The organism is Streptomyces sp. NBC_01723, from assembly GCF_036246005.1.
In the GTDB taxonomy this organism is placed as follows: Bacteria; Actinomycetota; Actinomycetes; order Streptomycetales; family Streptomycetaceae; genus Streptomyces.
This window is the reverse complement of the sequence record NZ_CP109171.1, coordinates 3,863,587-3,885,315: the sequence shown is the minus strand read 5'-3', so window position 1 is coordinate 3,885,315 and position 21,729 is coordinate 3,863,587. Positions and strand designations below refer to the sequence as shown.

19 protein-coding genes and 4 tRNA genes are annotated in these 21,729 nt (G+C 70.0%); 13 read left to right on the top strand and 10 right to left on the bottom strand.

Features of this window, described 5'->3' with window-relative positions:
* Positions 1-81 precede the first annotated feature (81 nt).
* The 3 genes from purS to purL are packed head-to-tail and all read left to right on the top strand — an operon-like array spanning position 82 to position 3,310.
* On the top strand, positions 82-354 hold the full coding sequence (purS, locus tag OIE75_RS17825) for a phosphoribosylformylglycinamidine synthase subunit PurS (protein ID WP_064728687.1): 273 nt from the start codon (positions 82-84) through the stop codon (positions 352-354).
* Positions 351-1,055 (top strand): phosphoribosylformylglycinamidine synthase subunit PurQ, encoded by a 705-nt coding sequence (gene purQ, locus OIE75_RS17820; protein WP_307013566.1) that lies wholly within the window; start codon positions 351-353, stop codon positions 1,053-1,055. Before purS ends, purQ begins: the two co-directional genes overlap by 4 nt.
* A complete protein-coding gene (gene purL, locus OIE75_RS17815) occupies positions 1,052-3,310 on the top strand; it encodes a phosphoribosylformylglycinamidine synthase subunit PurL (RefSeq protein WP_307013564.1) in 2,259 nt (752 codons plus the stop codon). The genes purQ and purL overlap by 4 nt, the downstream gene beginning before the upstream one ends.
* 60 nt (positions 3,311-3,370) lie before the next feature.
* On the opposite strand, the gene OIE75_RS17810 is transcribed toward purL, so the two are convergent.
* On the bottom strand, positions 3,371-3,955 hold the full coding sequence (locus OIE75_RS17810) for a Uma2 family endonuclease (RefSeq protein ID WP_307013562.1): 585 nt from the start codon (positions 3,953-3,955) through the stop codon (positions 3,371-3,373).
* A 148-nt stretch (positions 3,956-4,103) separates the two neighbouring features.
* Here OIE75_RS17810 and OIE75_RS17805 point away from each other — a divergent pair, with 148 nt between their 5' ends.
* The 6 genes from OIE75_RS17805 (at position 4,104) to purM (ending at position 9,825) form a co-directional block, all read left to right on the top strand.
* A complete protein-coding gene (locus OIE75_RS17805; RefSeq protein WP_329471453.1) occupies positions 4,104-4,586 on the top strand; it encodes an ArsR/SmtB family transcription factor in 483 nt (160 codons plus the stop codon).
* A 28-nt stretch (positions 4,587-4,614) separates the two neighbouring features.
* Positions 4,615-5,448 carry a M23 family metallopeptidase gene (locus OIE75_RS17800; RefSeq protein WP_329471452.1) on the top strand — a complete coding sequence of 278 codons (834 nt, stop codon included), beginning with the start codon at positions 4,615-4,617 and terminating at the stop codon, positions 5,446-5,448.
* A 9-nt stretch (positions 5,449-5,457) separates the two neighbouring features.
* A complete protein-coding gene (locus tag OIE75_RS17795) occupies positions 5,458-6,255 on the top strand; it encodes a maleylpyruvate isomerase family mycothiol-dependent enzyme (protein WP_329471451.1) in 798 nt (265 codons plus the stop codon).
* A gap of 62 nt (positions 6,256-6,317) precedes the next feature.
* On the top strand, positions 6,318-7,106 hold the full coding sequence (locus tag OIE75_RS17790; RefSeq protein WP_329471450.1) for an META domain-containing protein: 789 nt from the start codon (positions 6,318-6,320) through the stop codon (positions 7,104-7,106).
* 62 nt (positions 7,107-7,168) lie between these two features.
* The gene (gene purF / locus OIE75_RS17785; RefSeq protein ID WP_329471449.1) at positions 7,169-8,695 is read left to right on the top strand and encodes an amidophosphoribosyltransferase; all 1,527 of its coding nucleotides are present in this window, start codon (positions 7,169-7,171) and stop codon (positions 8,693-8,695) included.
* A 47-nt stretch (positions 8,696-8,742) separates the two neighbouring features.
* Positions 8,743-9,825, top strand: coding sequence for a phosphoribosylformylglycinamidine cyclo-ligase (purM, locus tag OIE75_RS17780; RefSeq protein WP_307013556.1), 1,083 nt, complete (start codon positions 8,743-8,745; stop codon positions 9,823-9,825).
* A gap of 69 nt (positions 9,826-9,894) precedes the next feature.
* On the opposite strand, the gene OIE75_RS17775 is transcribed toward purM, so the two are convergent.
* Positions 9,895-10,149, bottom strand: coding sequence for a DUF3073 domain-containing protein (locus tag OIE75_RS17775; RefSeq protein WP_122616965.1), 255 nt, complete (start codon positions 10,147-10,149; stop codon positions 9,895-9,897).
* Positions 10,150-10,468: 319 nt separating this feature from the next.
* Complete coding sequence (locus tag OIE75_RS17770; RefSeq protein WP_122616966.1) at positions 10,469-11,563, bottom strand: Leu/Phe/Val dehydrogenase; 1,095 nt, start codon at positions 11,561-11,563, stop codon at positions 10,469-10,471.
* A 220-nt stretch (positions 11,564-11,783) separates the two neighbouring features.
* Between OIE75_RS17770 and OIE75_RS17765 the strand changes: the two genes are divergently transcribed.
* Complete coding sequence (locus OIE75_RS17765; RefSeq protein ID WP_329471448.1) at positions 11,784-12,635, top strand: hypothetical protein; 852 nt, start codon at positions 11,784-11,786, stop codon at positions 12,633-12,635.
* Between the two features lie 532 nt (positions 12,636-13,167).
* Positions 13,168-13,374: a developmental transcriptional regulator BldC gene (gene bldC / locus OIE75_RS17760; protein ID WP_003949541.1), complete on the top strand. Its 207-nt coding sequence runs from the start codon at positions 13,168-13,170 to the stop codon at positions 13,372-13,374.
* Positions 13,375-13,805: 431 nt separating this feature from the next.
* Here bldC and OIE75_RS17755 read toward each other — a convergent pair whose 3' ends face one another.
* From OIE75_RS17755 to OIE75_RS17725, 7 genes are all read right to left on the bottom strand, one after another.
* Positions 13,806-14,000, bottom strand: coding sequence for a DUF6274 family protein (locus OIE75_RS17755; RefSeq protein ID WP_307013551.1), 195 nt, complete (start codon positions 13,998-14,000; stop codon positions 13,806-13,808).
* 226 nt (positions 14,001-14,226) lie between these two features.
* A tRNA-Asp gene (locus OIE75_RS17750) sits at positions 14,227-14,301 on the bottom strand.
* A gap of 107 nt (positions 14,302-14,408) precedes the next feature.
* The gene (gene hrpA / locus OIE75_RS17745) at positions 14,409-18,353 is read right to left on the bottom strand and encodes an ATP-dependent RNA helicase HrpA (RefSeq protein WP_329471447.1); all 3,945 of its coding nucleotides are present in this window, start codon (positions 18,351-18,353) and stop codon (positions 14,409-14,411) included.
* A 119-nt stretch (positions 18,354-18,472) separates the two neighbouring features.
* Positions 18,473-18,546, bottom strand: a tRNA-Phe gene (locus tag OIE75_RS17740).
* 24 nt (positions 18,547-18,570) lie between these two features.
* Positions 18,571-18,645 (bottom strand) — tRNA-Asp (locus tag OIE75_RS17735).
* 34 nt (positions 18,646-18,679) lie between these two features.
* Positions 18,680-18,752, bottom strand: a tRNA-Glu gene (locus OIE75_RS17730).
* An 80-nt stretch (positions 18,753-18,832) separates the two neighbouring features.
* The gene (locus tag OIE75_RS17725; protein WP_307013548.1) at positions 18,833-20,395 is read right to left on the bottom strand and encodes a metallophosphoesterase family protein; all 1,563 of its coding nucleotides are present in this window, start codon (positions 20,393-20,395) and stop codon (positions 18,833-18,835) included.
* 71 nt (positions 20,396-20,466) lie between these two features.
* Here OIE75_RS17725 and OIE75_RS17720 point away from each other — a divergent pair, with 71 nt between their 5' ends.
* Both OIE75_RS17720 and OIE75_RS17715 read left to right on the top strand, forming a co-directional pair.
* Positions 20,467-20,817 carry a metallopeptidase family protein gene (locus tag OIE75_RS17720; protein WP_064728673.1) on the top strand — a complete coding sequence of 117 codons (351 nt, stop codon included), beginning with the start codon at positions 20,467-20,469 and terminating at the stop codon, positions 20,815-20,817.
* A gap of 136 nt (positions 20,818-20,953) precedes the next feature.
* Positions 20,954-21,502: a hypothetical protein gene (locus tag OIE75_RS17715; protein WP_329471446.1), complete on the top strand. Its 549-nt coding sequence runs from the start codon at positions 20,954-20,956 to the stop codon at positions 21,500-21,502.
* Positions 21,503-21,729: the final 227 nt, after the last annotated feature.

The following is a 21,729-nucleotide window of genomic DNA, read 5'->3' as shown; positions in this document are numbered from 1 at the left end:
TTTCCTCCAAGGCTACGCGCGTAGAAATTTTGTACGGGTAGTCTGAAGGGACCTGCTCAGCACCACACACCGGGAGTGCCAGTGGCACGCGTCGTAGTCGACGTCATGCTCAAGCCGGAGATCCTCGACCCCCAGGGCCAGGCGGTGCAGCGCGCACTGCCGCGGCTGGGTTTCGAAGGGATCTCGGACGTCCGCCAGGGAAAGCGATTCGAACTGGAAGTGGACGGGCCCGTCGACGACGCCGCCCTCGCCCGCATCCATGATCTTGCGGAATCCTTCCTCGCCAACACCGTGATCGAGGACTTCACCGTCAGGGTCGAGTCGGAAGACGCAGTCGCGGAGGCCGTGAAGTGACCGCTCGTATTGGCGTCGTCACTTTCCCCGGCAGTCTCGACGACAGGGACACGCAGCGCGCGATCCGCGTCGCCGGCGCCGAACCCGTCGCCCTCTGGCACAAGGACAAGGACCTCAAGCAGGTCGACGCCGTGGTGCTCTGCGGTGGTTTCTCTTACGGCGACTATCTGCGGGCCGGCGCCATCGCGCGTTTCTCGCCGGTGATGGACACCGTCATCGACCAGGCGAAGGCCGGTCTTCCGGTACTGGGCATCTGCAACGGCTTCCAGATCCTCACGGAGGCCCACCTGCTGCCCGGCGGCATGCTCGGCAACGACCACCTGCACTTCATCTGCCGCGACCAGAAGCTGCGGGTGGAGAACGCGAGCACGGCCTGGACCAGCGACTACACCGCCGGCCAGGAGATCCGCATCCCGCTGAAGAACATGGACGGGCGGTACGTCGCCGACCGGCGGACGCTGGACGAGCTGGAGGCCGAGGGGCGCGTCGCCTTCCGCTACGTGGTCCGCGGCGAAGCCGCCGACGGATACGGCAACCCGAACGGCTCGCTCAACGACATCGCCGGCATCACCAACGCCGCGGGCAACGTCGTCGGCCTCATGCCGCACCCCGAGCACGCCGTCGAGCCGCTGATCGGCACCGGCCGCACCGACGGCCTCCCGTTCTTCACCTCGATCCTCAAGAAGCTGGTCAACGCATGAGCCGGACGCCTCTGGACACGGTCGAGCACGCGACCGCGACCCCCGACGTCGAGCTGCCCTGGGCCGAGCTGGGCCTGAAGAAGGACGAGTACGAGCGGGTGGTGGAGATCCTCGGCCGCCGCCCGACCGGCGCGGAACTCGCCATGTACTCCGTCATGTGGTCCGAGCACTGCTCGTACAAGAGCAGCAAGGTCCACCTGCGCCAGTTCGGCGAGAAGGCCCCCCAGTCCGACGCGATGCTCGTCGGCATCGGCGAGAACGCCGGTGTCGTCGACGTCGGCCAGGGCTACGCGGTCACCTTCAAGGTCGAGTCGCACAACCACCCGTCGTACGTCGAGCCCTACCAGGGCGCCGCGACCGGCGTCGGCGGCATCGTGCGCGACATCATCGCGATGGGCGCGCGTCCCGTCGCCGTCGTGGACCCGCTCCGCTTCGGTGCCGCGGACCACCCCGACACCAAGCGCGTCCTGCCCGGCGTCGTCGCCGGCATCGGCGGCTACGGCAACTGCCTGGGCCTGCCCAATATCGGCGGCGAGGTCGTCTTCGACGCCTGCTACCAGGGCAACCCGCTGGTCAACGCCGGTGCCATCGGCGTCATGCGGCACGAGGACATCCACCTCGCCAAGGCATCCGGCGCGGGCAACAAGGTCATCCTGTACGGCGCCCGTACCGGCGGCGACGGCATCGGCGGCGCGTCGATCCTGGCCTCCGAGACCTTCGACGACGCCAAGCCGTCCAAGCGCCCGGCCGTCCAGGTCGGCGACCCCTTCCAGGAGAAGCTGCTCATCGAGTGCACCCTGGAGGCGTTCAAGGAGAAGCTGGTCGTCGGCATCCAGGACCTCGGCGCGGCCGGCCTGTCCTGCGCGACCAGCGAGCTGGCCTCCAACGGCTCCGGCGGCATGCGCGTGACGCTGGACGACGTGCCCCTGCGCGACTCGACCCTGTCTCCCGAGGAAATCCTCATGAGCGAGTCGCAGGAACGCATGTGCGCGGTCGTCGAGCCGGAGAAGGTCGACCGCTTCCTGGAGATCTGCGACAAGTGGGACGTCATCGCCACGGTGATCGGTGAGGTCACGGACGGCGACCGTCTGGAGATCTACTGGCACGGCGGCAAGATCGTCGACGTCGACCCGCGCACCGTCGCCCACGACGGCCCGGTCTACGAGCGTCCCTACGCCCGCCCCGAGTGGCAGGACGCCCTCCAGGCCGACGACGCGAACAAGCTGCCCCGGCCGCAGTCGTCCGACGAGCTGAAGGGCCAGGTCCTGAAGCTGGTCGGCTCGCCGAACCAGGCGTCCAAGCAGTGGATCACCCAGCAGTACGACCACTTCGTGCAGGGCAACACCGTCCTCGCCCAGCCCGAGGACTCGGGAATGATCCGCGTGGACGAGGAGTCCGGCCTCGGCGTCGCCATCGCCACCGACGGCAACGGCCGCTTCGCCAAGCTCGACCCGTACACGGGCGCCCAGCTGGCCCTCGCGGAGGCGTACCGGAACGTCGCGACGACCGGCGCCAAGCCGCTCGCGGTGTCCGACTGCCTGAACTTCGGTTCGCCGGAGGACCCCGCGGTCATGTGGCAGTTCGCGGAGGCCGTGCGCGGCCTGGCCGACGGCTGCCTGCAGCTCGGCACCCCGGTGACCGGCGGCAACGTCTCGCTCTACAACCAGACCGGCGAGGCGGCCATCCACCCGACCCCGGTCGTGGCGGTCCTCGGCGTCATCGACGACGTGGCCCGGCGCACGCCGGTCGCCTTCCAGGAGGACGGCCAGCTGCTGTACCTCCTCGGCGACACCCGTGAGGAGTTCGGCGGCTCGGCCTGGTCGCAGGTGGTCCACGACCACCTCGGCGGCCTGCCCCCGAAGGTCGACCTGGAGCGCGAGCGGCTGCTCGGCGAGATCCTGATCTCCGCCTCCCGCGACGGCATGATCGACTCCGCGCACGACCTGTCCGACGGCGGCCTGGTCCAGGCGGTCGTCGAGTCGGCCCTGCTCGGAGGCAGGGGCGCGCGTCTGGTCGTACCGGACGGGCTCGACGCGTTCACCTTCCTGTTCTCGGAGTCGGCGGGCCGCGCGGTCGTCGCCGTCCCGCGTTCCGAGGAGGTCCGCTTCAACGACATGTGCGGCGCGCGCGGCCTGCCCGTCACGCGCATCGGTGTCGTCGACGGCGACGCGGTGGAGGTCCAGGGCGAGTTCTCCCTCTCCCTGACCGACCTGCGCGAGGCCCACGAGGGGACGATCCCGGGGCTGCTGGCGTAGCCGTACGTCCTTGCGAGGCCGAGGTCCCGTCCGGTCGGTTCCGGGCGGGGCCTCGTCGTCTCAGCGCACGTAGTTCTTGAGGATCTCCGTGTCGAGTGTGATGTCGACGGGGTCGGGGAGGACCAACGCCTCACCGAACTTCGTGACGCGGGCGTCCCGGTATCCGCCGACCTGGCGGTCGGGGGAGCTGTGCACGGTGACGGTGCAACTGTCCCGGTCGATGAGCATGTACAAGGGGATCCCCGCCTGCCCGTACGCGGCCGGTTTCTCGTGCCGGTCCCGCCGATCCGTGTCGGAGTCGTACGAGGTGACCTCGACGACCATGAGCACTCCAGCCGGATCGGCCCATTCGCCATATCCCGCGAAGTGGGCCTCGGGCACCAGCACGGCGTCCGGCCGGGCCCTGCTCTCGCGGTACGCGTCGACGCGGAGGCCTCGCGCGTGGTAAAGGTCCAGGTCCGGCCTGGCCTGAATGCAGCGCTTGGCCAGCCAGGACACGATGGTGTCGTGATCCCCGTCGGTCACTTGTTTGACCCCGATCCGTCCGTCAATGAACTCCAACGTGACGGTCTCGGGAGCGGCGGAAGCGATCGTTTCGAACTCGTCCACCGACATCTGAGACGTGTGCTCGGCCATAACCGTCATGTTGCACTTCCTTCCAGGCGCGGACCAGTGTTTCCAGCGCCGTGGTCCGGCCGGAACGCCTTCCACGGTCAGGCACACGGACGAGTGACCCTTGCGTGAGATTACGTAGCTACGTAATGTCGTAGGAGTGGAGCAACTGGAACAACGCATGGCCGACCTCGAACGGCGCCTCGCCGTCCTGGAAGCCGCCGACCGGCGCGCCCCCGGCCCGAAGGAGGGGGACCTCTGGGCCCTGGATGGGCTGAAAGCGCAGCTCACCGAGTTGGGGGCGGCCGCCGGCGGCGTCCTGTTCACCGGCTCCGTCCGGCTGCCGACCGGTGAGCAGTACGCCTGGCAGCACGGAGCGCTCACCGAGGGACTGTTGGACGCCGACTGGGCCGAGTCCGCCGAGGTGTTCGCCGCGCTCGGTCATCCGGTACGGCTGCGGCTGCTGCGCGAGATCCTCGGCGGCCGGCGCACCGCGGCCGAACTGGCCGAGCTGGACGGCGTGGGCACGACCGGCCAGATCTACCACCACCTGCGCCAGCTCACCGGCGCCGGCTGGCTGCACGCCACCGGCCGGGGGCGCCACGAGGTGCCGCCGGGGCGGGTCGTACCGCTGCTGGTGGCGCTCTCGACGGCCCGGCACTGACCGGGAACACCGCGACCAAGGGGGAACCATGTCCGGACGCAAGCTCGCCATGACGGCCTTCCGCCTGTTGCAACTGGCCTTCGTCGGCGCGGTCGCGGCCAGTGTGCTCTTCGACCTCGACCACCCCTGGTGGTGGAACTTCCTGCCGCTGGCCCTGGCGTACGCCCTGATCACCGTGGTCAACCGCTGGGGCGGCGCCCCGGACGCCCCCGGCACCGCCCGCGAGCCCGTCGAGGTCGGCCCGCCCGTGACCGGCCGCTGGTCCGCGCTGAACAGCCCGGCCGACCGCACCCCGAGCCACGGCATCCACGCCTACGGGCAGACCTTCGCCATCGACCTCGTCGCCGAACCGGAGCCCGGCGCCCGCCCCGGCTTCCGCGTGCTGTGGCCGATCGCCCGCCGCAACCGCGACTTCCCGGCGTTCGGCGCCCCGCTGCTCGCGGTGGCCGACGGCACCGTCGTCCGGGTCTGCGACACCCAGCGCGACCACCTGAGCCGCAACTCGCTGCCCGCGCTGGTGTACCTGATGATCCTGGAAGGCTCCGTCCGCGAACTGGCCGGTGTCCGCCGCATCATCGGCAACCACGTCGTCATCGCCCTCGGCGACGGCACCCACGCCCTGTACGCCCACGTCCAGCGCGGCTCCCTGGCCGTCCGCGAGGGCGACCGGGTCACCGCCGGGCAGGTCCTCGGCCGCTGCGGCAACTCCGGCAACTCCACCGAGCCGCACGTCCACTTCCAGCTGATGGACGGCCCCGACCCGGACACCGCCCGAGGGGTCCCCTTCACCTGGCACGACATCGGCGTCCCGCGCAACGGCGAGGTCTTCGAGACCCCCTCACCGACCGGCGCATCCGCATAGGCTCGCCCCATGCCGCCCGCCAGAAGACGCCCCCGCGCCTACGACCCCGCCCGCACCCGTGCCGCCGTCCTCGCTCAGTTCGGGAACGTGCGGACGGCCGTCCGTGGCCTCACGGCCGAGCAGCTCGCGTTGCCGACCCGGCTCGGGGACTGGACCGTGCGGGAGCTGGTCGCGCACGTCGGGATGGCGCTGACCGCCGTGGACCGGCTGCTCGGCGAGCCCGAGCCCGCGCGGCAGGACGGGCGGCTGCCCGACTGGCCGTTCGCGATCGCCGCCGGCGCGGACGCCATCGCCGGTACCGCCCGGCGGCTGGCCGCCGACCACCCCGACCTCGACGCCCATCTCGCCGACGTCGAGCGGCGCTTCACCGAGCATCTCGACACCCACCCGGGCAGCCGGCTGCTCCCCACCAGCGCGGGCGCGCTGCCGCTCGCCGACTACGTCGTCACCCGCACCGTCGAACTCATCGTGCACACCGACGACCTCACCGCCGCCGTGCCCGGCCTCGACATCCCCCTCGACCGGCAGGCCCTGGCCGCCGCCACCCGGCTGCTCGCCGACGCGCTCGCGGTGAAGGCGCCCGGCGCCTCGACCGAGGTGCGGATCCCGCCGTACGCCGTCGTCCAGTGCGTCGAGGGCCCCCGGCACACCCGGGGCACCCCGCCCAACGTCGTCGAGACCGATCCGCTGACCTGGGTCCGGCTGGCCACCGGGCGGCTGACCTGGAAGGACGCCGTGGCCGACGCGAAGCTGAGCGCGAGCGGCGAGCGGGCCGACCTGGGTGAGCTGCTGCCCCTGCTCGGCTGACCGGGCGACGGCCGCCAGGAGAGCGAGGGGAACCGGATCCTCCAGTCCTCCGTCGAATCGCCATGTACAGGCAGAAGCAGCAGCGAAGGAAGACCCTGACCGTGGCGGCCGTCGCCGCGCTCGTCCCGCTCGCCGCGGCCTGCGGCAGCGAGAAGGCGGACGACGGCAGCGCCTCCGTAGGCGCCGGAAAGCCCATCACCGGCGTGCAGTGGAGCATCGACAGCGTCACCGTCGACGGCACCACCCACAAGGCACCGGACGAGGCACGGGTCCGGATCGACGACGCCGGCGGGGCGGAGGGCAGCACCGGCTGCAACACCTTCAGCGCGCGCGCCGACGTCAAGGGAGAACGCGTCCGGCTCAGCGACGCCATGTTCACCGAGAAGGCCTGCGACAAGACGCCCGTCGAGTTCGAGAAGTCCCTCGGCCGCGCCCTCACCACCGGCACGCTCACCACCGAGAGCGAGGGCGACGGCCTGACGTTCACCACCTCCGGGGGCGACACCGTCAAGCTCAGCCGGGCGAAGGACGCGTCCCTGTACGGCACCAGGTGGACCGTGACCAGCCCGGCCCAGCAGGACCGCGCCCACCTCACCTTCGACCCGGAGGCCAAGTCCGTCTCCGGCCGCCTCCCCTGCAACCGCGTCAACGCCAAGGCCACCGTCAGCGACGGGCGTATCACCGTCGGCGCCCCTTCCACGACCCGAATGATGTGCGAAGGCTCACTCATGGACGCCGAGAAGCGGATGCTGAGCTTCCTCAAGGGTCCGGTCGATTACCGGATCGATCAGGAAACCCTCACCCTGACCAGCGAAGACGGGACGACCGTGCGAGCCGTGGCCGATCGGTGATCCACTGGTGAGCCGAAATCCCAAATTCGGACCAGTGGTCGATCTCGCCTACACTCGATGGCGTGCCACGTGGTGACGGTCGACTCAATCACGATCTGCTTCCAGGCGAGAAGGGCCCCCAGGACGCATGCGGCGTCTTCGGTGTCTGGGCTCCTGGCGAAGAGGTCGCAAAGCTCTCCTACTTCGGGCTCTACGCCCTCCAGCATCGAGGCCAGGAATCCGCGGGTATCGCGGTAAGCAACGGTTCCCAGATCCTCGTCTTCAAGGACATGGGCCTGGTCTCCCAGGTCTTCGACGAGACCTCACTCGGTTCGCTCCAGGGTCACATCGCGGTCGGTCACGCCCGCTACTCGACCACCGGTGCCTCCGTGTGGGAGAACGCCCAGCCGACGTTCCGTGCCACCGCGCAGGGTTCCATCGCGCTGGGGCACAACGGCAACCTCGTCAACACCGCCCAACTCGCCGAGATGGTCGCCGACCTGCCCAAGCAGGAAGGCCGCTCCACCCGGGTCGCGGCGACCAACGACACCGACCTGGTCACGGCCCTGCTCGCCGGCCAGGTGGACGACGACGGCAAGCCGCTGACCATCGAGGAGGCGGCCGGCAAGGTGCTGCCCCAGGTGCGCGGCGCCTTCTCCCTCGTCTTCATGGACGAGCACACCCTCTACGCCGCCCGTGACCCGCAGGGCATCCGCCCGCTGGTCCTCGGGCGGCTGGAGCGCGGCTGGGTGGTCGCCTCCGAGTCCGCCGCCCTCGACATCTGCGGCGCCAGCTTCGTCCGGGAGATCGAGCCGGGCGAGTTCGTCGCCATCGACGAGAACGGCTTGCGCACTTCACGATTCGCGGACGCGAAGCCCAAGGGCTGTGTCTTCGAATACGTCTACCTGGCCCGTCCGGACACCGACATCGCCGGCCGCAACGTCTACCTCTCGCGCGTCGAGATGGGCCGCAAGCTGGCGAAGGAGGCCCCCGCCGACGCCGACCTGGTCATAGCGACCCCGGAGTCCGGCACGCCCGCCGCCATCGGGTACGCAGAGGCCTCCGGCATCCCCTTCGGCAACGGTCTGGTCAAGAACGCCTACGTCGGCCGCACCTTCATCCAGCCCTCGCAGACCATCCGCCAGCTGGGCATCCGCCTGAAGCTGAACCCCCTGAAGGAAGTCATCAAGGGCAAGCGGCTGGTCGTCGTGGACGACTCCATCGTCCGCGGCAACACCCAGCGGGCCCTGGTCCGCATGCTCCGTGAGGCCGGCGCCGCCGAGGTCCACATCCGGATCTCGTCCCCGCCGGTGAAGTGGCCCTGCTTCTTCGGCATCGACTTCGCGACCCGCGCCGAGCTCATCGCCAACGGCATGAGCGTCGAGGAGATCGGCACCTCCATGGGCGCCGACTCCCTCGCCTACATCTCCATCGACGGCATGATCGAGGCGACCACCATCGCCAAGCCGAACCTGTGCCGTGCCTGCTTCGACGGCGAATACCCGATGGAGCTCCCCGACCCCGAGCTGCTCGGCAAGCAGCTCCTGGAGACCGAGCTGGCCGCCGGGCCCGCCGGTACGGCCGCCGCCGACGCCATCCGTCGCCCGTAGCCGTCCGTCCGCAATACCTGCCGTACGACACGAAGGTTCTCATCGTCATGCCTGACACAACTGGTGCCAGCTACGCAGCGGCCTCTTACAAAACAGCAGGTGTCGACATCGAGGCGGGCGACCGCGCCGTCGAACTGATGAAGGAGTGGGTGAAGAAGACCCGCCGCCCCGAGGTCCTCGGCGGCATCGGCGGCTTCGCCGGCCTCTTCGACGCCTCCGCGCTCAAGAACTACGAGCGCCCCCTGCTCGCCTCCGCCACCGACGGCGTCGGCACGAAGGTCGACATCGCCCGCCGGCTGGGCGTCTACGACAGCATCGGCCACGACCTGGTCGCCATGGTCATGGACGACATCGTGGTGTGCGGCGCCGAGCCGCTCTTCATGACCGACTACATCTGCGTCGGCAAGGTCCACCCCGAGCGCGTCGCCGCGATCGTCAAGGGCATCGCCGAGGGCTGCGTCCTGGCCGGCTGTGCCCTGGTCGGCGGCGAGACGGCCGAGCACCCCGGCCTGCTCGGCGAGGACGACTTCGACGTCGCCGGCGCCGGTACGGGCGTCGTGGAGGCCGACCGGGTCCTCGGCGCGGATCGCATCCGTTCGGGTGACGCGGTGATCGCCATGGCGTCCTCCGGGCTTCACTCGAACGGGTACTCGCTCGTCCGGCACGTCCTGCTGAACGAGGGCGGCCTGGCGCTCGACGCCCACCTGGACGGTCTCGGCCGCACCCTCGGCGAGGAGCTGCTGGAGCCGACCAAGATCTACTCCCTGGACTGCCTGGCGCTCCTGCGCACCACCGAGGTGCACGCCTTCAGCCACGTCACCGGCGGTGGCCTCGCGGCCAACCTGGCCCGTGTGATCCCCGACGGACTGCACGCCGTCGTCGACCGCTCCACCTGGACCCCGGGCGCGATCTTCGACCTCGTCGGCCGCACCGGCCGGGTCGAGCGCCTGGAGCTGGAGAAGACCCTGAACATGGGCGTGGGCATGATCGCGATCGTGCCCGAGGAATCGGCGGACGTGGCCCTGGCGACCCTGTCCGACCGCGGCGTGGACGCCTGGGTGGCCGGCGAGATCACCGACCGCACGGACCACGAGACGGGCGCGGCGCTGGTGGGCGACTACGCCGGCTGAGATCCCGCGGGTAGCACAGAACCCGGCCGGTGACATACGTCACCGACCGGGAAAGTGCTCAGTACAAGGTCAAGCGCCGCGTCGCTGTTGGCCCGGGGACTGGCCGTCCTCGTCCTCGTCGTCGTCCTCATAGAGGTCGGCGTACTTGGCGTACACGTCATCGTCTTGCTCATCGTCCTCGAATTGCTCGCCATTCGGCGGTTGCGAATTCGACGGCGATGCGCCCAGCTCCTCGGCCAGGCGGGAGAGATCAGTCCCACCGCTGTTGTACTTCAGCTGGCGGGCGACCTTCGTCTGCTTGGCCTTGGCCCGGCCGCGCCCCATGGCTCGACCCCCTCAACGACGGGGCTCGACGGCCCCAGAGTCTTGACACGCGTTCATGGTCCGGAACGGGCTCTCCGTGGAGAGACCGGTCCGTAGGGCTTCCACGGTACCTGAGCCCACGCCCATACGGTACGTCGCCCGCAGCACGTGGCCATCCCCAGGACCTTCGAGGCGCCCCGTCCTCGCTGGTCAATGGCGATTTAACCACCTTTCGACGGTCGACCCGCCGGGATAAGTGAGAGTTCTCTCCAACTCCCCCCGACGGGTACCGGTCAAACCTGCGAGGGCCCTGCCCGATCACCGGAGGACCGCCGCGGGATCACCCCCGCAGGCGCGCCTCCGCCATCCGCTGCTCGGCGATCCGGTCGGCCGCGGCGGCCGGCGGAATACCGTCCTCATTCGCACGTGCGAATATGGCCAGCGTGGTGTCGAAGATCTTCGCCGCCTTCGCCTTGCACCGTTCGAAGTCGAAGCCGTGCAGCTCGTCGGCGACCTGGATGACACCGCCGGCGTTCACCACGTAGTCCGGCGCGTAGAGGATCCCGCGGTCGGCGAGGTCCTTCTCCACTCCGGGGTGGGCGAGCTGGTTGTTGGCGGCGCCGCACACCACCCGGGCGGTCAGCACCGGCACGGAGTCGTCGTCGAGCGCGCCCCCGAGCGCGCACGGTGCGTAGATGTCGAGGTTCTCCACCCGGATCAGCGCCTCGGTGTCGGCGACGGCGACCACCGAGGGGTGCCGCTCGGTGAGGGCCCGCACGACGTCCTTGCGCACGTCGGTGACGACCACGTGCGCGCCCTCGGCGAGCAGGTGCTCGACCAGGTGGTGGCCGACCTTGCCGACGCCCGCGATGCCGACGGTGCGGTCGCGCAGTGTCGGGTCGCCCCACAGGTGCTGGGCGGAGGCCCGCATGCCCTGGTAGACGCCGAAGGCGGTGAGCACGGAGGAGTCGCCGGCGCCGCCGTTCTCGGGGGAGCGCCCGGTGGTCCACTGGCACTCGCGGGCCACGACGTCCATGTCGGCCACGTAGGTGCCGACGTCGCACGCGGTGACGTACCGGCCGCCGAGCGAGGCGACGAACCGGCCGTAGGCGAGGAGCAGTTCCTCGCTCTTGATCTGCTCCGGGTCGCCGATGATCACGGCCTTGCCGCCGCCGTGGTCGAGACCGGCCATGGCGTTCTTGTACGACATCCCGCGCGCGAGGTTCAGCGCGTCGGCGACGGCGTCCGCCTCGTTCGCGTAGGGGTAGAAGCGGGTACCGCCGAGCGCGGGGCCCAGGGCGGTGTTGTGGAGGGCGATGACGGCCTTGAGGCCGCTGGCCCGGTCCTGGCAGAGCACGACTTGCTCATGACCCCCCTGGTCCGAGTGGAACAGGGTGTGCAGTACATCAGCAGGTGCGCCGGTTACGTCGGTCACGGTGGTGACTCCTGTGTAGGTTCGGCGGGTGGAGACCTGTCCCCGTGCGGGTGGCGGGGACTGTGGCACGAGATTAGAGCCTGACGGGGTCTCCCCGCCGCACCGTGCTCAGGATCACCACCGCACGGAGTACGGGCGTGCGACGATTTGCAGAGATTCCCGCGCGTTTGTGATCGGCTCCGGCAGGTTTTCGGTGCGGAGCGCGGGGGAGGGAGCAGGCGTGCCCAAGGTGTCCTCGGTGATCGTCCCCTACGCGGCGTACCTGCGCGTGTACGAACCGCTGGCCGCCTTCCGTGAGCCGGAGCGCGAGCACTGGGCCCGCTACGCCCGCCGCCCCGACCTCCCCTCCTACCAGGTGGAGCTGCGACGCTCCCTGGCCGACCTGCTGCCCACCCCGCCGGTGGCGGTGCCGGTGCACGAGAGCGCCGACGCCTTCGTGGCGGAGGTCGACGGAGTGGTCTGCGTCTGCCCCTGGCGGACCCGGCTGCGCGGGTGGCAGGCCCTGGGAGAACTGGCCGGGGACTACCCGGAGCCCGTCCTGGACGCCCTGATCCCCCCGGTCGTACGCCGTGAGACCACGCAGGACTACGAGCGCTGGCTGGAGCGCAACCCCGACGCCCGCCCCTGGATCCGTACCGCCACCTGGCAGGTGCCGATCAACTGGTTCGTGCTGGTCTCCGACGCGGAGCGGGAGTACGACAAGGGCGGCGACGACCAGGGGCCGACCGCGCCGGTACTGCGCTACCGGACGCCGATGGTGCAGGCCCGGCGGCGGGTGGCCCGGGGGCTGCGGGCCCTGAAGGAGGCCGTGGACGAGGGTCCGCTGATCGACGGGCTGATGGACGTCGGGCGCTGGCTGGAGGAGTTCCACCCGCGCTCCCTCGTGGAGCTGGACTACGGCGGGCTCGTGCACGCCGTGCCGGCCGGGGAGCTGGAGGACGACCACTCCGCGGCGGACGTGGCCGAGGGGATCGAGGCGCTGCGCGATGGCGACCCGGCCACCGCGGGGGAGGCGTACGGGCGGCTGGTGGAGCGCTGGCGGGCGGTCCGGGACCGGCGCTCGGCGAACTGACGTTTGACGTACCGCCCGTTTTGAGGTTTCGTCTTCCGATCCGACACCCGTCACGGATGTGCTGATGCCTTGTCAACAAGGGACGTAGGTCCCGATCCGGGCGTATGCGTCAAGCGTGACGGACCGCACGTACATCACTCTTGCGCCGCTTCCCCCTCCTCATGCCAAAATAGGACAAGGAGCCCGGGGAGGGCTCCTTCCGTCCTGTCGTGATGCACTGTGGGCGGAATCTCAGCATTGCACGCTTTGGGGGGTCTCGTGACTCCTGATCGCCCTGTGACTGATCGTCACAGCGGCGTGACTGTCCGCTATGGCATGGTCCATCGGCTTCCGTCGCTGATGAACACCTGGGAGGGCAATTCCATCGGTTTGGCCGACGCGGCTGGACAGATGGTGTAGTTGTAGTGCCGAGGACAAGCCGTTCGTCCTATAACCGACTCGACTCGCGTCCGCCATTTCGGGCAACGCGGGTCAAGGTGCAGAATTTAGAGGAATGAACCGAGAAGGTTCGGTTCTCCCGAGGAGGCCGCTCATGACCGCTCGCACCCCTGATGCCGAGCCGCTGCTGACCCCGGCTGAGGTCGCCACCATGTTCCGCGTCGACCCGAAGACGGTCACGCGCTGGGCGAAGGCCGGCAAGCTCACGTCGATCCGCACGCTCGGCGGGCATCGCCGCTACCGCGAAGCCGAGGTCCGCGCTCTGCTCGCGGGCATTCCGCAGCAGCGCAGCGAGGCCTGAAACAACTGAATAACCGGGCAAAACGGCAGGTCCCCCAACCTGTCGAGGCGCTCGGAACCACAGCTCCAAGCGACGCCGTTCCTGCCCCAACAGGGGTGCGTCGTTGATCGCGCTGGACTCCGCCGGGTCCAGCGCGATCTTTTTGTGTCCGGGCCTGTGCGCCGGAGTGAGGCGCGGGCGGGTTCTGTGGGCGGCCTTGTCGGAGTCTGGGGAGGGGTGTCGGATCGGCTGTGCGGGCACTGCGAGACCCAGTGCAATTGCACATATTAAATTGACCAGTTGTAGGAGAGCCATAAGTGCCACGGTTTCAAAAACTCATGCGGTGACACCCGTCACACGGCGCGGTGGTTGTTGGCCGCCCTGCCCGTGCGCTAGTGGAGGCACCGCTTCCAGGAGGTCTGCGTGGCAAGGGTGTTGGGATCCTCCGGGGATCACGCCACGGGCACGCTCTCGTCCTCGAGGCCCTCTTGACGTCCGGTCGGAGACTGTGGCCCCGGAGCGTCCAGCGCCTGGCGCAACAGCCGGTGGCAGATCGCGCAGTGGCGCGTCGCGTGACGGTACGACGACGCGGCCGACAGGTGCGCGCGGAGCAGGGCTCGCGTCTCGTGCCTGACCGATGCCGCCATACGCCACCTCCGGGGCCCTGCGCGGGACGTTCCCTGTCCTCTTGAAGTACCGACCGAATGTGACCCCGTCAAGGCCGGGAGAGGGGCGCCCAGGGCCTCTGGGGGCTGTGGGGCGAGACATGCCTGAAGGCACGAGAAGAGGCCGGCGCCACATGGTGCGGGCCTCGGGTGGGGCGCGGAACGAGAAGAAGGGCCCGCACCGATCGGTGCGGGCCCTTCTCTGTTGCGGTCCTGACGGGATTTGAACCCGCGGCCTCCACCTTGACAGGGTGGCGAGCACTCCAAACTGCTCCACAGGACCAGGTTTCGCGGCGCTTATTCTGCGTTGCGCTGCGAGAAGAGACTGTACAGGAGGGTTGCGCCCGGGTCGAACTCACCCTCCGCACAGGCCCCGTTACGGGCCGGGCGCTACGGTGCGAGCGCGTCGATCGCCTTCACGATCCGCTTGTCGGAGACCGGGTACGCCGTGCCCAGCGCGTGCGCGAAATAGCTGACCCGCAGCTCCTCGATCATCCAGCGGACCTCCCGCACCTGCTGCGGCACGGGCCGGCCCTGCGGCAGCTGCTCCAGCAGCCACGCGTACTCGTCCCGCATCTCGTGGACCTTCTCCATGCGCGATGTGTCCCGCTGCACACCGGTCGGCATCTGCTGAAGACGCCGGTCGGCGGCGACCAGGTAGCGCATCAGGTCCGGCAGCCGCCTGATCCCCGCCTCCGTGACGAAGCCGGGCTTCACCAGCGCGTCCAGCTGCCCCCGTACGTCCTGGAGGTTCGCCAGCAGCGCGGGGCTCCGTACGGACTTCAGGCGCCGCTCGCAGGCCTGCCAGGCCGCCAGCACCTGCTGTACCCGGCCCACCGTGCGGACGGTCGTGTCGACGATCTCCGAGCGGACCCGCTCGTAGAGCTTCCGGTAGGACTCCTCGTCCCACGCCGGGCCCCCGAAGTCCGCGATCAGCTTGTCCGCCGCGGCCGTCGCGCAGTCGTCGAACAGGGCCTGGATCGAACCGTGCGGGTTCGCGGAGAGATTCAGCTTCTGCTGGTTGGTCAGCCTCTCCGACGCGAACTTCGCGGGGTTGACCGGGATGTTGCGCAGGATCAGCCGGCGCGTGCCCTTCCACATCGCCTGCGCCTGCTCGGCCTCGGTGTCGAAGAGGCGCACGGAAACGGTGTCGCCGTCGTCGACCAGGGCCGGGTACGCCTTCACCGGCTGACCGGCCCGCCGCGTCTCGAAGACCCGCGACAGCGTCCCGATCGTCCAGTCCGTCAGCCCCGAACGCTCCACCGACTCACCGCCGCTGCGCTCCGCGGTGGCCGCCGCGGCCTGCGAGAGCGCCTTGCGTGCCTTCGGCCGCAGCCGGAGCTTCAGCGCCTCCAGGTCCTTGTCCTCGGCCAGCTTGCGGCGCCGCTCGTCGACGATCCGGAAGGTGATCCGCAGATGGTCGGGGACCTTGGCCCAGTCGAAGTCCTCCGCGTCGAACGGCACCCCCACCATGCGCTTCAACTCCCGCGCCATGGTCACCGTCAGTGGCTCCTGCAACGGCACCGACCGGTCCAGGAACGCCTGCGCGTAGTTCGGGGCCGGCACGTAGTGGCGCCGGATCGGCTTCGGCAGCGACCGGATCAGCTCCACGACCACCTGCTCCCGCAGCCCCGGGATCTGCCAGTCGAAGCCCTCGTCCGTGACCTGGTTGAGCACCTGGAGCGGCACGTGGACCGTGACGCCGTCGGCGTCCGCCCCCGGCTCGAACTGGTACGTCACCCGGAACTTCAGCGGGCCCTGCCGCCAGGAGTCCGGGTAGTCGTCCTTGGTGACCGCCCCGGCCTTCTCGTTGATGAGCATCTCGCGCTCGAAGTCGAGGAAGTCGGGCTGCTCGTGCCGCTTGTGCTTCCACCACGAGTCGAAGTGCGCACCCGAGACGACGTGTTCGGGCACCCGCTGGTCGTAGAAGTCGTACAGCGTCTCGTCGTCGACCAGGATGTCCCGGCGCCGCGCCCGGTGCTCCAGCTCCTCGACCTCGGTGAGCAGCCGGCGGTTGTCCGCGAAGAACTTGTGGTGCGTCCGCCAGTCGCCCTCCACCAGGGCGTTGCGGATGAACAGCTCGCGGCTGACCTCGGGGTCGATCCGCCCGTAGTTCACCTTGCGCTGCGCCACGATCGGCACGCCGTACAGCGTGACCTTCTCGTACGCCATCACCGCCGCCTGGTCCTTCTCCCAGTGCGGCTCGCTGTAGGTGTGCTTGAGGAGGTGGCCGGCGAGCGGCTCCACCCACTCCGGCTCGATCTTCGCGTTGACCCGGGCCCAGAGCCGGGAGGTCTCCACCAGCTCGGCGGACATCACGAACCGCGGGGGCTTCTTGAAGAGCGCCGACCCGGGGAAGATCGCGAACTTGGCGTTCCGGGCGCCCAGGTACTCGTTCTTCGCGCCCTCCTTGACGTCCTTCATGCCGACGTGGGAGAGGAGTCCGGCCAGCAGGGAGACGTGCACGCGGTCGTCGGGGGCGTCCTGCTCGTTGAGGTGGATGCCCATCTGCTTGGCGACCGTCCGGAGCTGCGTGTAGATGTCCTGCCACTCGCGGATCCGCAGGAAGTTGAGGTACTCCTGCTTGCACATGCGGCGGAAGGACGACGAACCCCGCTCCTTCTGCTGCTCGCGGACGTACCGCCACAGGTTGAGGAAGGCGAGGAAGTCGCTGGTCTCGTCCTTGAAACGGGCGTGCTGCTGGTCGGCCTGGGCCTGCTTCTCCGACGGCCGCTCCCGCGGGTCCTGGATGGACAGGGCGGCGGCTATCACCATGACCTCGCGGACGCAGCCGTTCTTGTCGGCCTCCAGCACCATCCGGGCCAGCCGCGGGTCCACGGGCAGCTGGGCCAGCTTGCGGCCGGTGTCGGTCAGCCGCTTGCGTACGTCCTTCTGCGCCGGGTCCAGAGCGCCCAGCTCCTGGAGGAGCTGCACGCCGTCGCGGATGTTGCGGTGGTCCGGCGGGTCGATGAAGGGGAACTTCTCGATGTCGCCGAGGCCCGCCGCGGTCATCTGGAGGATGACGGAGGCCAGGTTGGTCCGCAGGATCTCGGCGTCCGTGAACTCCGGGCGCGCCTCGAAGTCGTCCTCGCCGTAGAGCCTGATGCAGATGCCGTCGCTGGTCCGCCCGCAGCGTCCCTTGCGCTGGTTGGCGCTGGCCTGCGAGATCGGCTCGATCGGCAGCCGCTGGACCTTGGTGCGGTGGCTGTACCGCGAGATCCGGGCGAAGCCGGGGTCGATCACGTACTTGATGCCCGGCACGGTCAGCGAGGTCTCGGCGACGTTGGTGGCCAGAACGATCCTGCGCCCGGTGTGCTGCTGGAACACCCGGTGCTGCTCGGCGTGCGACAGCCGCGCGTACAGCGGCAGTACTTCCGTGAACCGGTACTTCTTCTTCTCCAGCGCGTCCGCCGTGTCCCGGATCTCCCGCTCACCGGAGAGGAAGACGAGGATGTCGCCCTTGCCCTCTCCCATCAGCTCCTCGACGGCGTCGGTGATGGCCGTGATCTGGTCCCGGTCGGCGTCGTCGCCGTCCTCCTCCAGCAGCGGCCGGTAGCGCACCTCCACCGGGTAGGTCCGTCCGCTGACCTCGACGATCGGCGCGTCACCGAAGTGGCGGGAGAAGCGCTCGGGGTCGATGGTCGCCGACGTGATGACGACCTTCAGGTCCGGCCGCTTGGGCAGCAACTGGGCGAGGTAGCCCAGCAGGAAGTCGATGTTGAGGGACCGCTCGTGGGCCTCGTCGATGATGATCGTGTCGTAGGCGCGCAGCTCGCGGTCGGTCTGGATCTCGGCGAGCAGGATGCCGTCCGTCATCAGCTTGATGAAGGTGGACTCCGGATTCACCTGGTCGGTGAACCGGACCTTCCAGCCGACCGTCTCCCCGAGCGGTGTGTCCAGCTCGTCCGCCACCCGCTCGGCGACGGTGCGCGCGGCGATCCGCCGGGGCTGGGTGTGCCCGATCATGCCGCGAACGCCACGGCCCAGCTCGACGCAGATCTTCGGGATCTGGGTGGTCTTGCCGGAGCCCGTCTCGCCCGCCACGATCACCACCTGGTGATCACGGATGGCGGCCGCGATCTCGTCCTTCTTCTGGCTGACCGGGAGCTGCTCGGGGTAGCTGACGACGGGCACCCGCGCCCGGCGCTCCCCGACGCGCTGCTCGGCCTTGGCCACCTCCGTCTCGATCTCGGCGAGAACGGCGGCGCGCGCCTCGGGCTTGCGGATCTTCCGCGCACCTTCGAGCCGCCGGCCGAGCCGGTGCGCGTCGCGCAGTGACAGCTCGGCCAGTCGGGGCGCGAGGGTACCGAGGGCGGGGGCGGGGTGCGTAGACATACGGGTTCCAGGATCTCATCCCCGGGAAAAACCTGGCGAACGATTTCCGTCCGGGCAGCGTCCGGGCACCTTCCGGGCAACACAGAACCCCCGTCGATGATCTCGACGGGGGTTGTATGTGGCTGGGGCCGGGGTCGAACCGGCGACCTATCGCTTTTCAGGCGATCGCTCGTACCAACTGAGCTACCCAGCCGCGAGGTTTCACGTGAAACCTCAGCGGTCCTGACGGGATTTGAACCCGCGGCCTCCACCTTGACAGGGTGGCGAGCACTCCAAACTGCTCCACAGGACCAAGCTTCGTACGACAGTGTCGCACATGTACTGCGTGCCCCCAACGGGATTCGAACCCGTGCTACCGCCTTGAAAGGGCGGCGTCCTAGGCCGCTAGACGATGAGGGCTATCGGCCCGCCTGGGCGCTTCGCAGCGCGTCGGGGACGTGAGAAGCATATGGGATGGCGGGAGGTATCGCCAAAACGGTTTACGAGGGGCTGGGGGAGGGGGTGGCGCCCGGCTGGTTCTCCTTGGGGAGGTGGCGGCTGACCTCGGCCGTCGTCAGGCCCAGACCGCCCAGCTTGATCTCGTCCCAGGCCTGGAGGCGCCGGGTGTCCCGGTCGAAGTAGAGGATGGACGCCTGGATCGGGTCGGGGTACTTGCCCTCGACCGCGCGCAGTCCGCTGCCGCCGGTGGAGCCCTCCACGCGCAGGCGGGTGCCGTACTTCATGACCTCCATGTCCTCGCGGTGGAGATGGCCGGCGAGGACCAGCGGCACCGCGCCGTCGACCTCGCGGGCGGCCGACGGTTCGTGGGCGATGGCGACGTCCACGGGGGTGCCGGCGGTGCTCTGGTCGCGCAGGGCGGAGGCCAGGCGGGCGCCGGCCAGTTCCTGGGAGGCCTCGGCGCCGTCCGACTTGGAGCGGTCGGGGGTGAACTGGGGGTCGCCGATGCCGGCGAAGCGCAGGCCCGCGACGTTCCGGGCCCGGCCGTCGTCGAGGACGTGCACGTTCTTCAGGCTCCGCAGATACTTCTGGGTCTCCCGGGAGTCATGGTTGCCGCGGACCCACACGTAGGGCGCGCCGAGGTCCTCGATCGGGTCGAGGAAGCCGTTCTCCGCGGCGGTGCCGTGGTCCATCGTGTCGCCGGAGTCGACGATCACGTTCACCTTGTACTGCTGCACCAGCGAGGCGATGATCTTCCAGCTCGCCGGGTTGAGGTGGATGTCGGACACGTGCAGGACGCGGATCGTGGTCGGGTCGGGCTGGTAGGCGGGGAGCGTGGAGGTGACGTCGTAGAGCTTGGTCACGTTGGTGACCAGGCGGGCCAGTTCCTTCTGGTAGACGTCGAACTCGGTCACGATGCTGCGCGCGTTGCCGACCAGGGAGGGCGCGGAGGAGAGCAGGCCGGAGAACCTGGGTTCCAGGACGGAGTCGGGGTTCCAGGTCGCGTAGGCGGTGCCGCCGGAGGCGACCAGGAGGGTGAGGGCGAGCCCGCCGGCGGTCAGGGCGCGCCGGGGGCGGCGGTAGACGGCGAGGCCGAGGGCGGTGGCGCCGGTGACGACGGCGACGCAGGAGCGGACGGCGAGGTCGAGGGTGCCGTGTTCGACGTCGCGGGCGACCTCGTCCTGGAGGCCGGAGAGGCGTTCGGGGTGGTCGACGAGGGCCTGGGCGCGGTCGGGGTCGAGCTGGTCGACGTTGACGTCGAGGCGGACCGGTGCGATGTGGCTGTCGAGCTGGAGGGCGCCCAGCGGGGAGACGTTGATCTTCGTGCCGCCGGTGGCGGACGGGCGCAGCGTCATCGTCGTGTTCATGGGGCCGACGGGGACGCGGACGTTGCCGACGACCAGCAGGCCGAGCCAGGCGCCGAGCAGGACGACGGCGACGAGGCCGACGGCGCGGGTCCAGGGCCGGGGGCGGGCGGCCAGCTCGGGTGTGGTGGTGGGCGTCCGGCGGGCGCGGAGCCGGCGGGCGAGGGCGCGCGGGGCGTTGCGGATGGAGTTCATCACCTGGGCCAGGGCGTGCGGGGCTGCGGCTGGGACGCGGGCCATTGGTCCCGTATGCCCATGGCCCCGGGCGGATATGCGGGTCGTACCGCAAGGTCGTACCCGACAATGGGTCTGTGCTGGAGATGACGCGCGAGGAGTTCGAGGAACTGGTCGCCGAGGCGCTGGACCGGATTCCGCCGGAGTTGACGCGGCTGATGGACAACGTCGCGGTGTTCGTCGAGGACGAGCCGCCGGCGGAGGATCCCGAGCTGCTCGGGCTGTACGAGGGGACGCCGCTGACGGAGCGCGGGGAGTGGTACGCGGGGGTGCTGCCGGACCGGATCACGATCTACCGGGGGCCGACGCTGCGGTTCTGCGAGACGCGCGAGGACGTGGTGGCGGAGACCGAGGTGACGGTGGTCCACGAGATCGCGCACCACTTCGGGATCGACGACGAGCGGTTGCACGCGCTCGGGTACGGGTGAGCGTCCACGGGTGCGGGTGAACGTCTGCGGGTACGGGTGACGCGCGCGGGTCAAGTCCGCCTCGCCGGGCGCGTGTCCTCTTGTGGGTGAAGGGAGTTGGGCACGGCGACTCCTTGAACCCCGGAGGTGGCCGCCCGTGCGCCCCTTGTACGTACCCGTCCGTCTGGCCGCCACGGCCATGGCCGTCGTCGCCGCGACCGGCTGCATGAGCGTCGGCGACGACCAGTCCGGAGGGGGCGTCAGGCCGTCGCACTCCGCCGGGGAGCGGGGCGGCGAGGCGCCCGAGGGCGGCCCCGCGGGCCCGGGCGGGAGCGCCGGACACGACGCGGCGGCCGGCGGCAAGGGGGACGGCAAGGACAAGCGGGCCAAGGGCGGGGGAAAGGGCGACGGCAAGGGGAAGGCCGGGGACGCGAAGGGGAAGGGCGGGTCCGCGTCCGAGCGGCCCAGGGAAGGCGAACCCGGGACCCCGCCGCCGAAGGGCGGGGGCGCCGGGCCGGGGCCCACCTGGACGCCGCCCGCGGAGCCCTCCCGGACCGTGGAGCCGGAGCCGACGCCGACCGAGCAGCCGCCGACGACCCCGACCCCGGAGCCGACGGTGGCGGAGCCCTCCTCGTCGGCGCACGAGCCGCCGGGGACCCAGCTCGCGCAGCGGGTACCGGCACCCGCGGCCGGTGCGCCGGCCTAGCCGCACCCCCTGGCTGACCTGGGCATTGCGGGCCGGTTTGCCTTCGGGGGTGTGAGGTGCGTATGGTGGTAGATCGTTTGATCCCATTTGCCCGGCGCCACCGCAGAGCGCGCCGTGTGGCGCGTTCTCTCCCCCTGCCGTGGTGGACCGCATTGAGGCGGTCGTATTGCGAATCGCGATTCACGGAGTTGACGGGCGCGTGCCGACGAGAGACTCCGGAAGGTTTC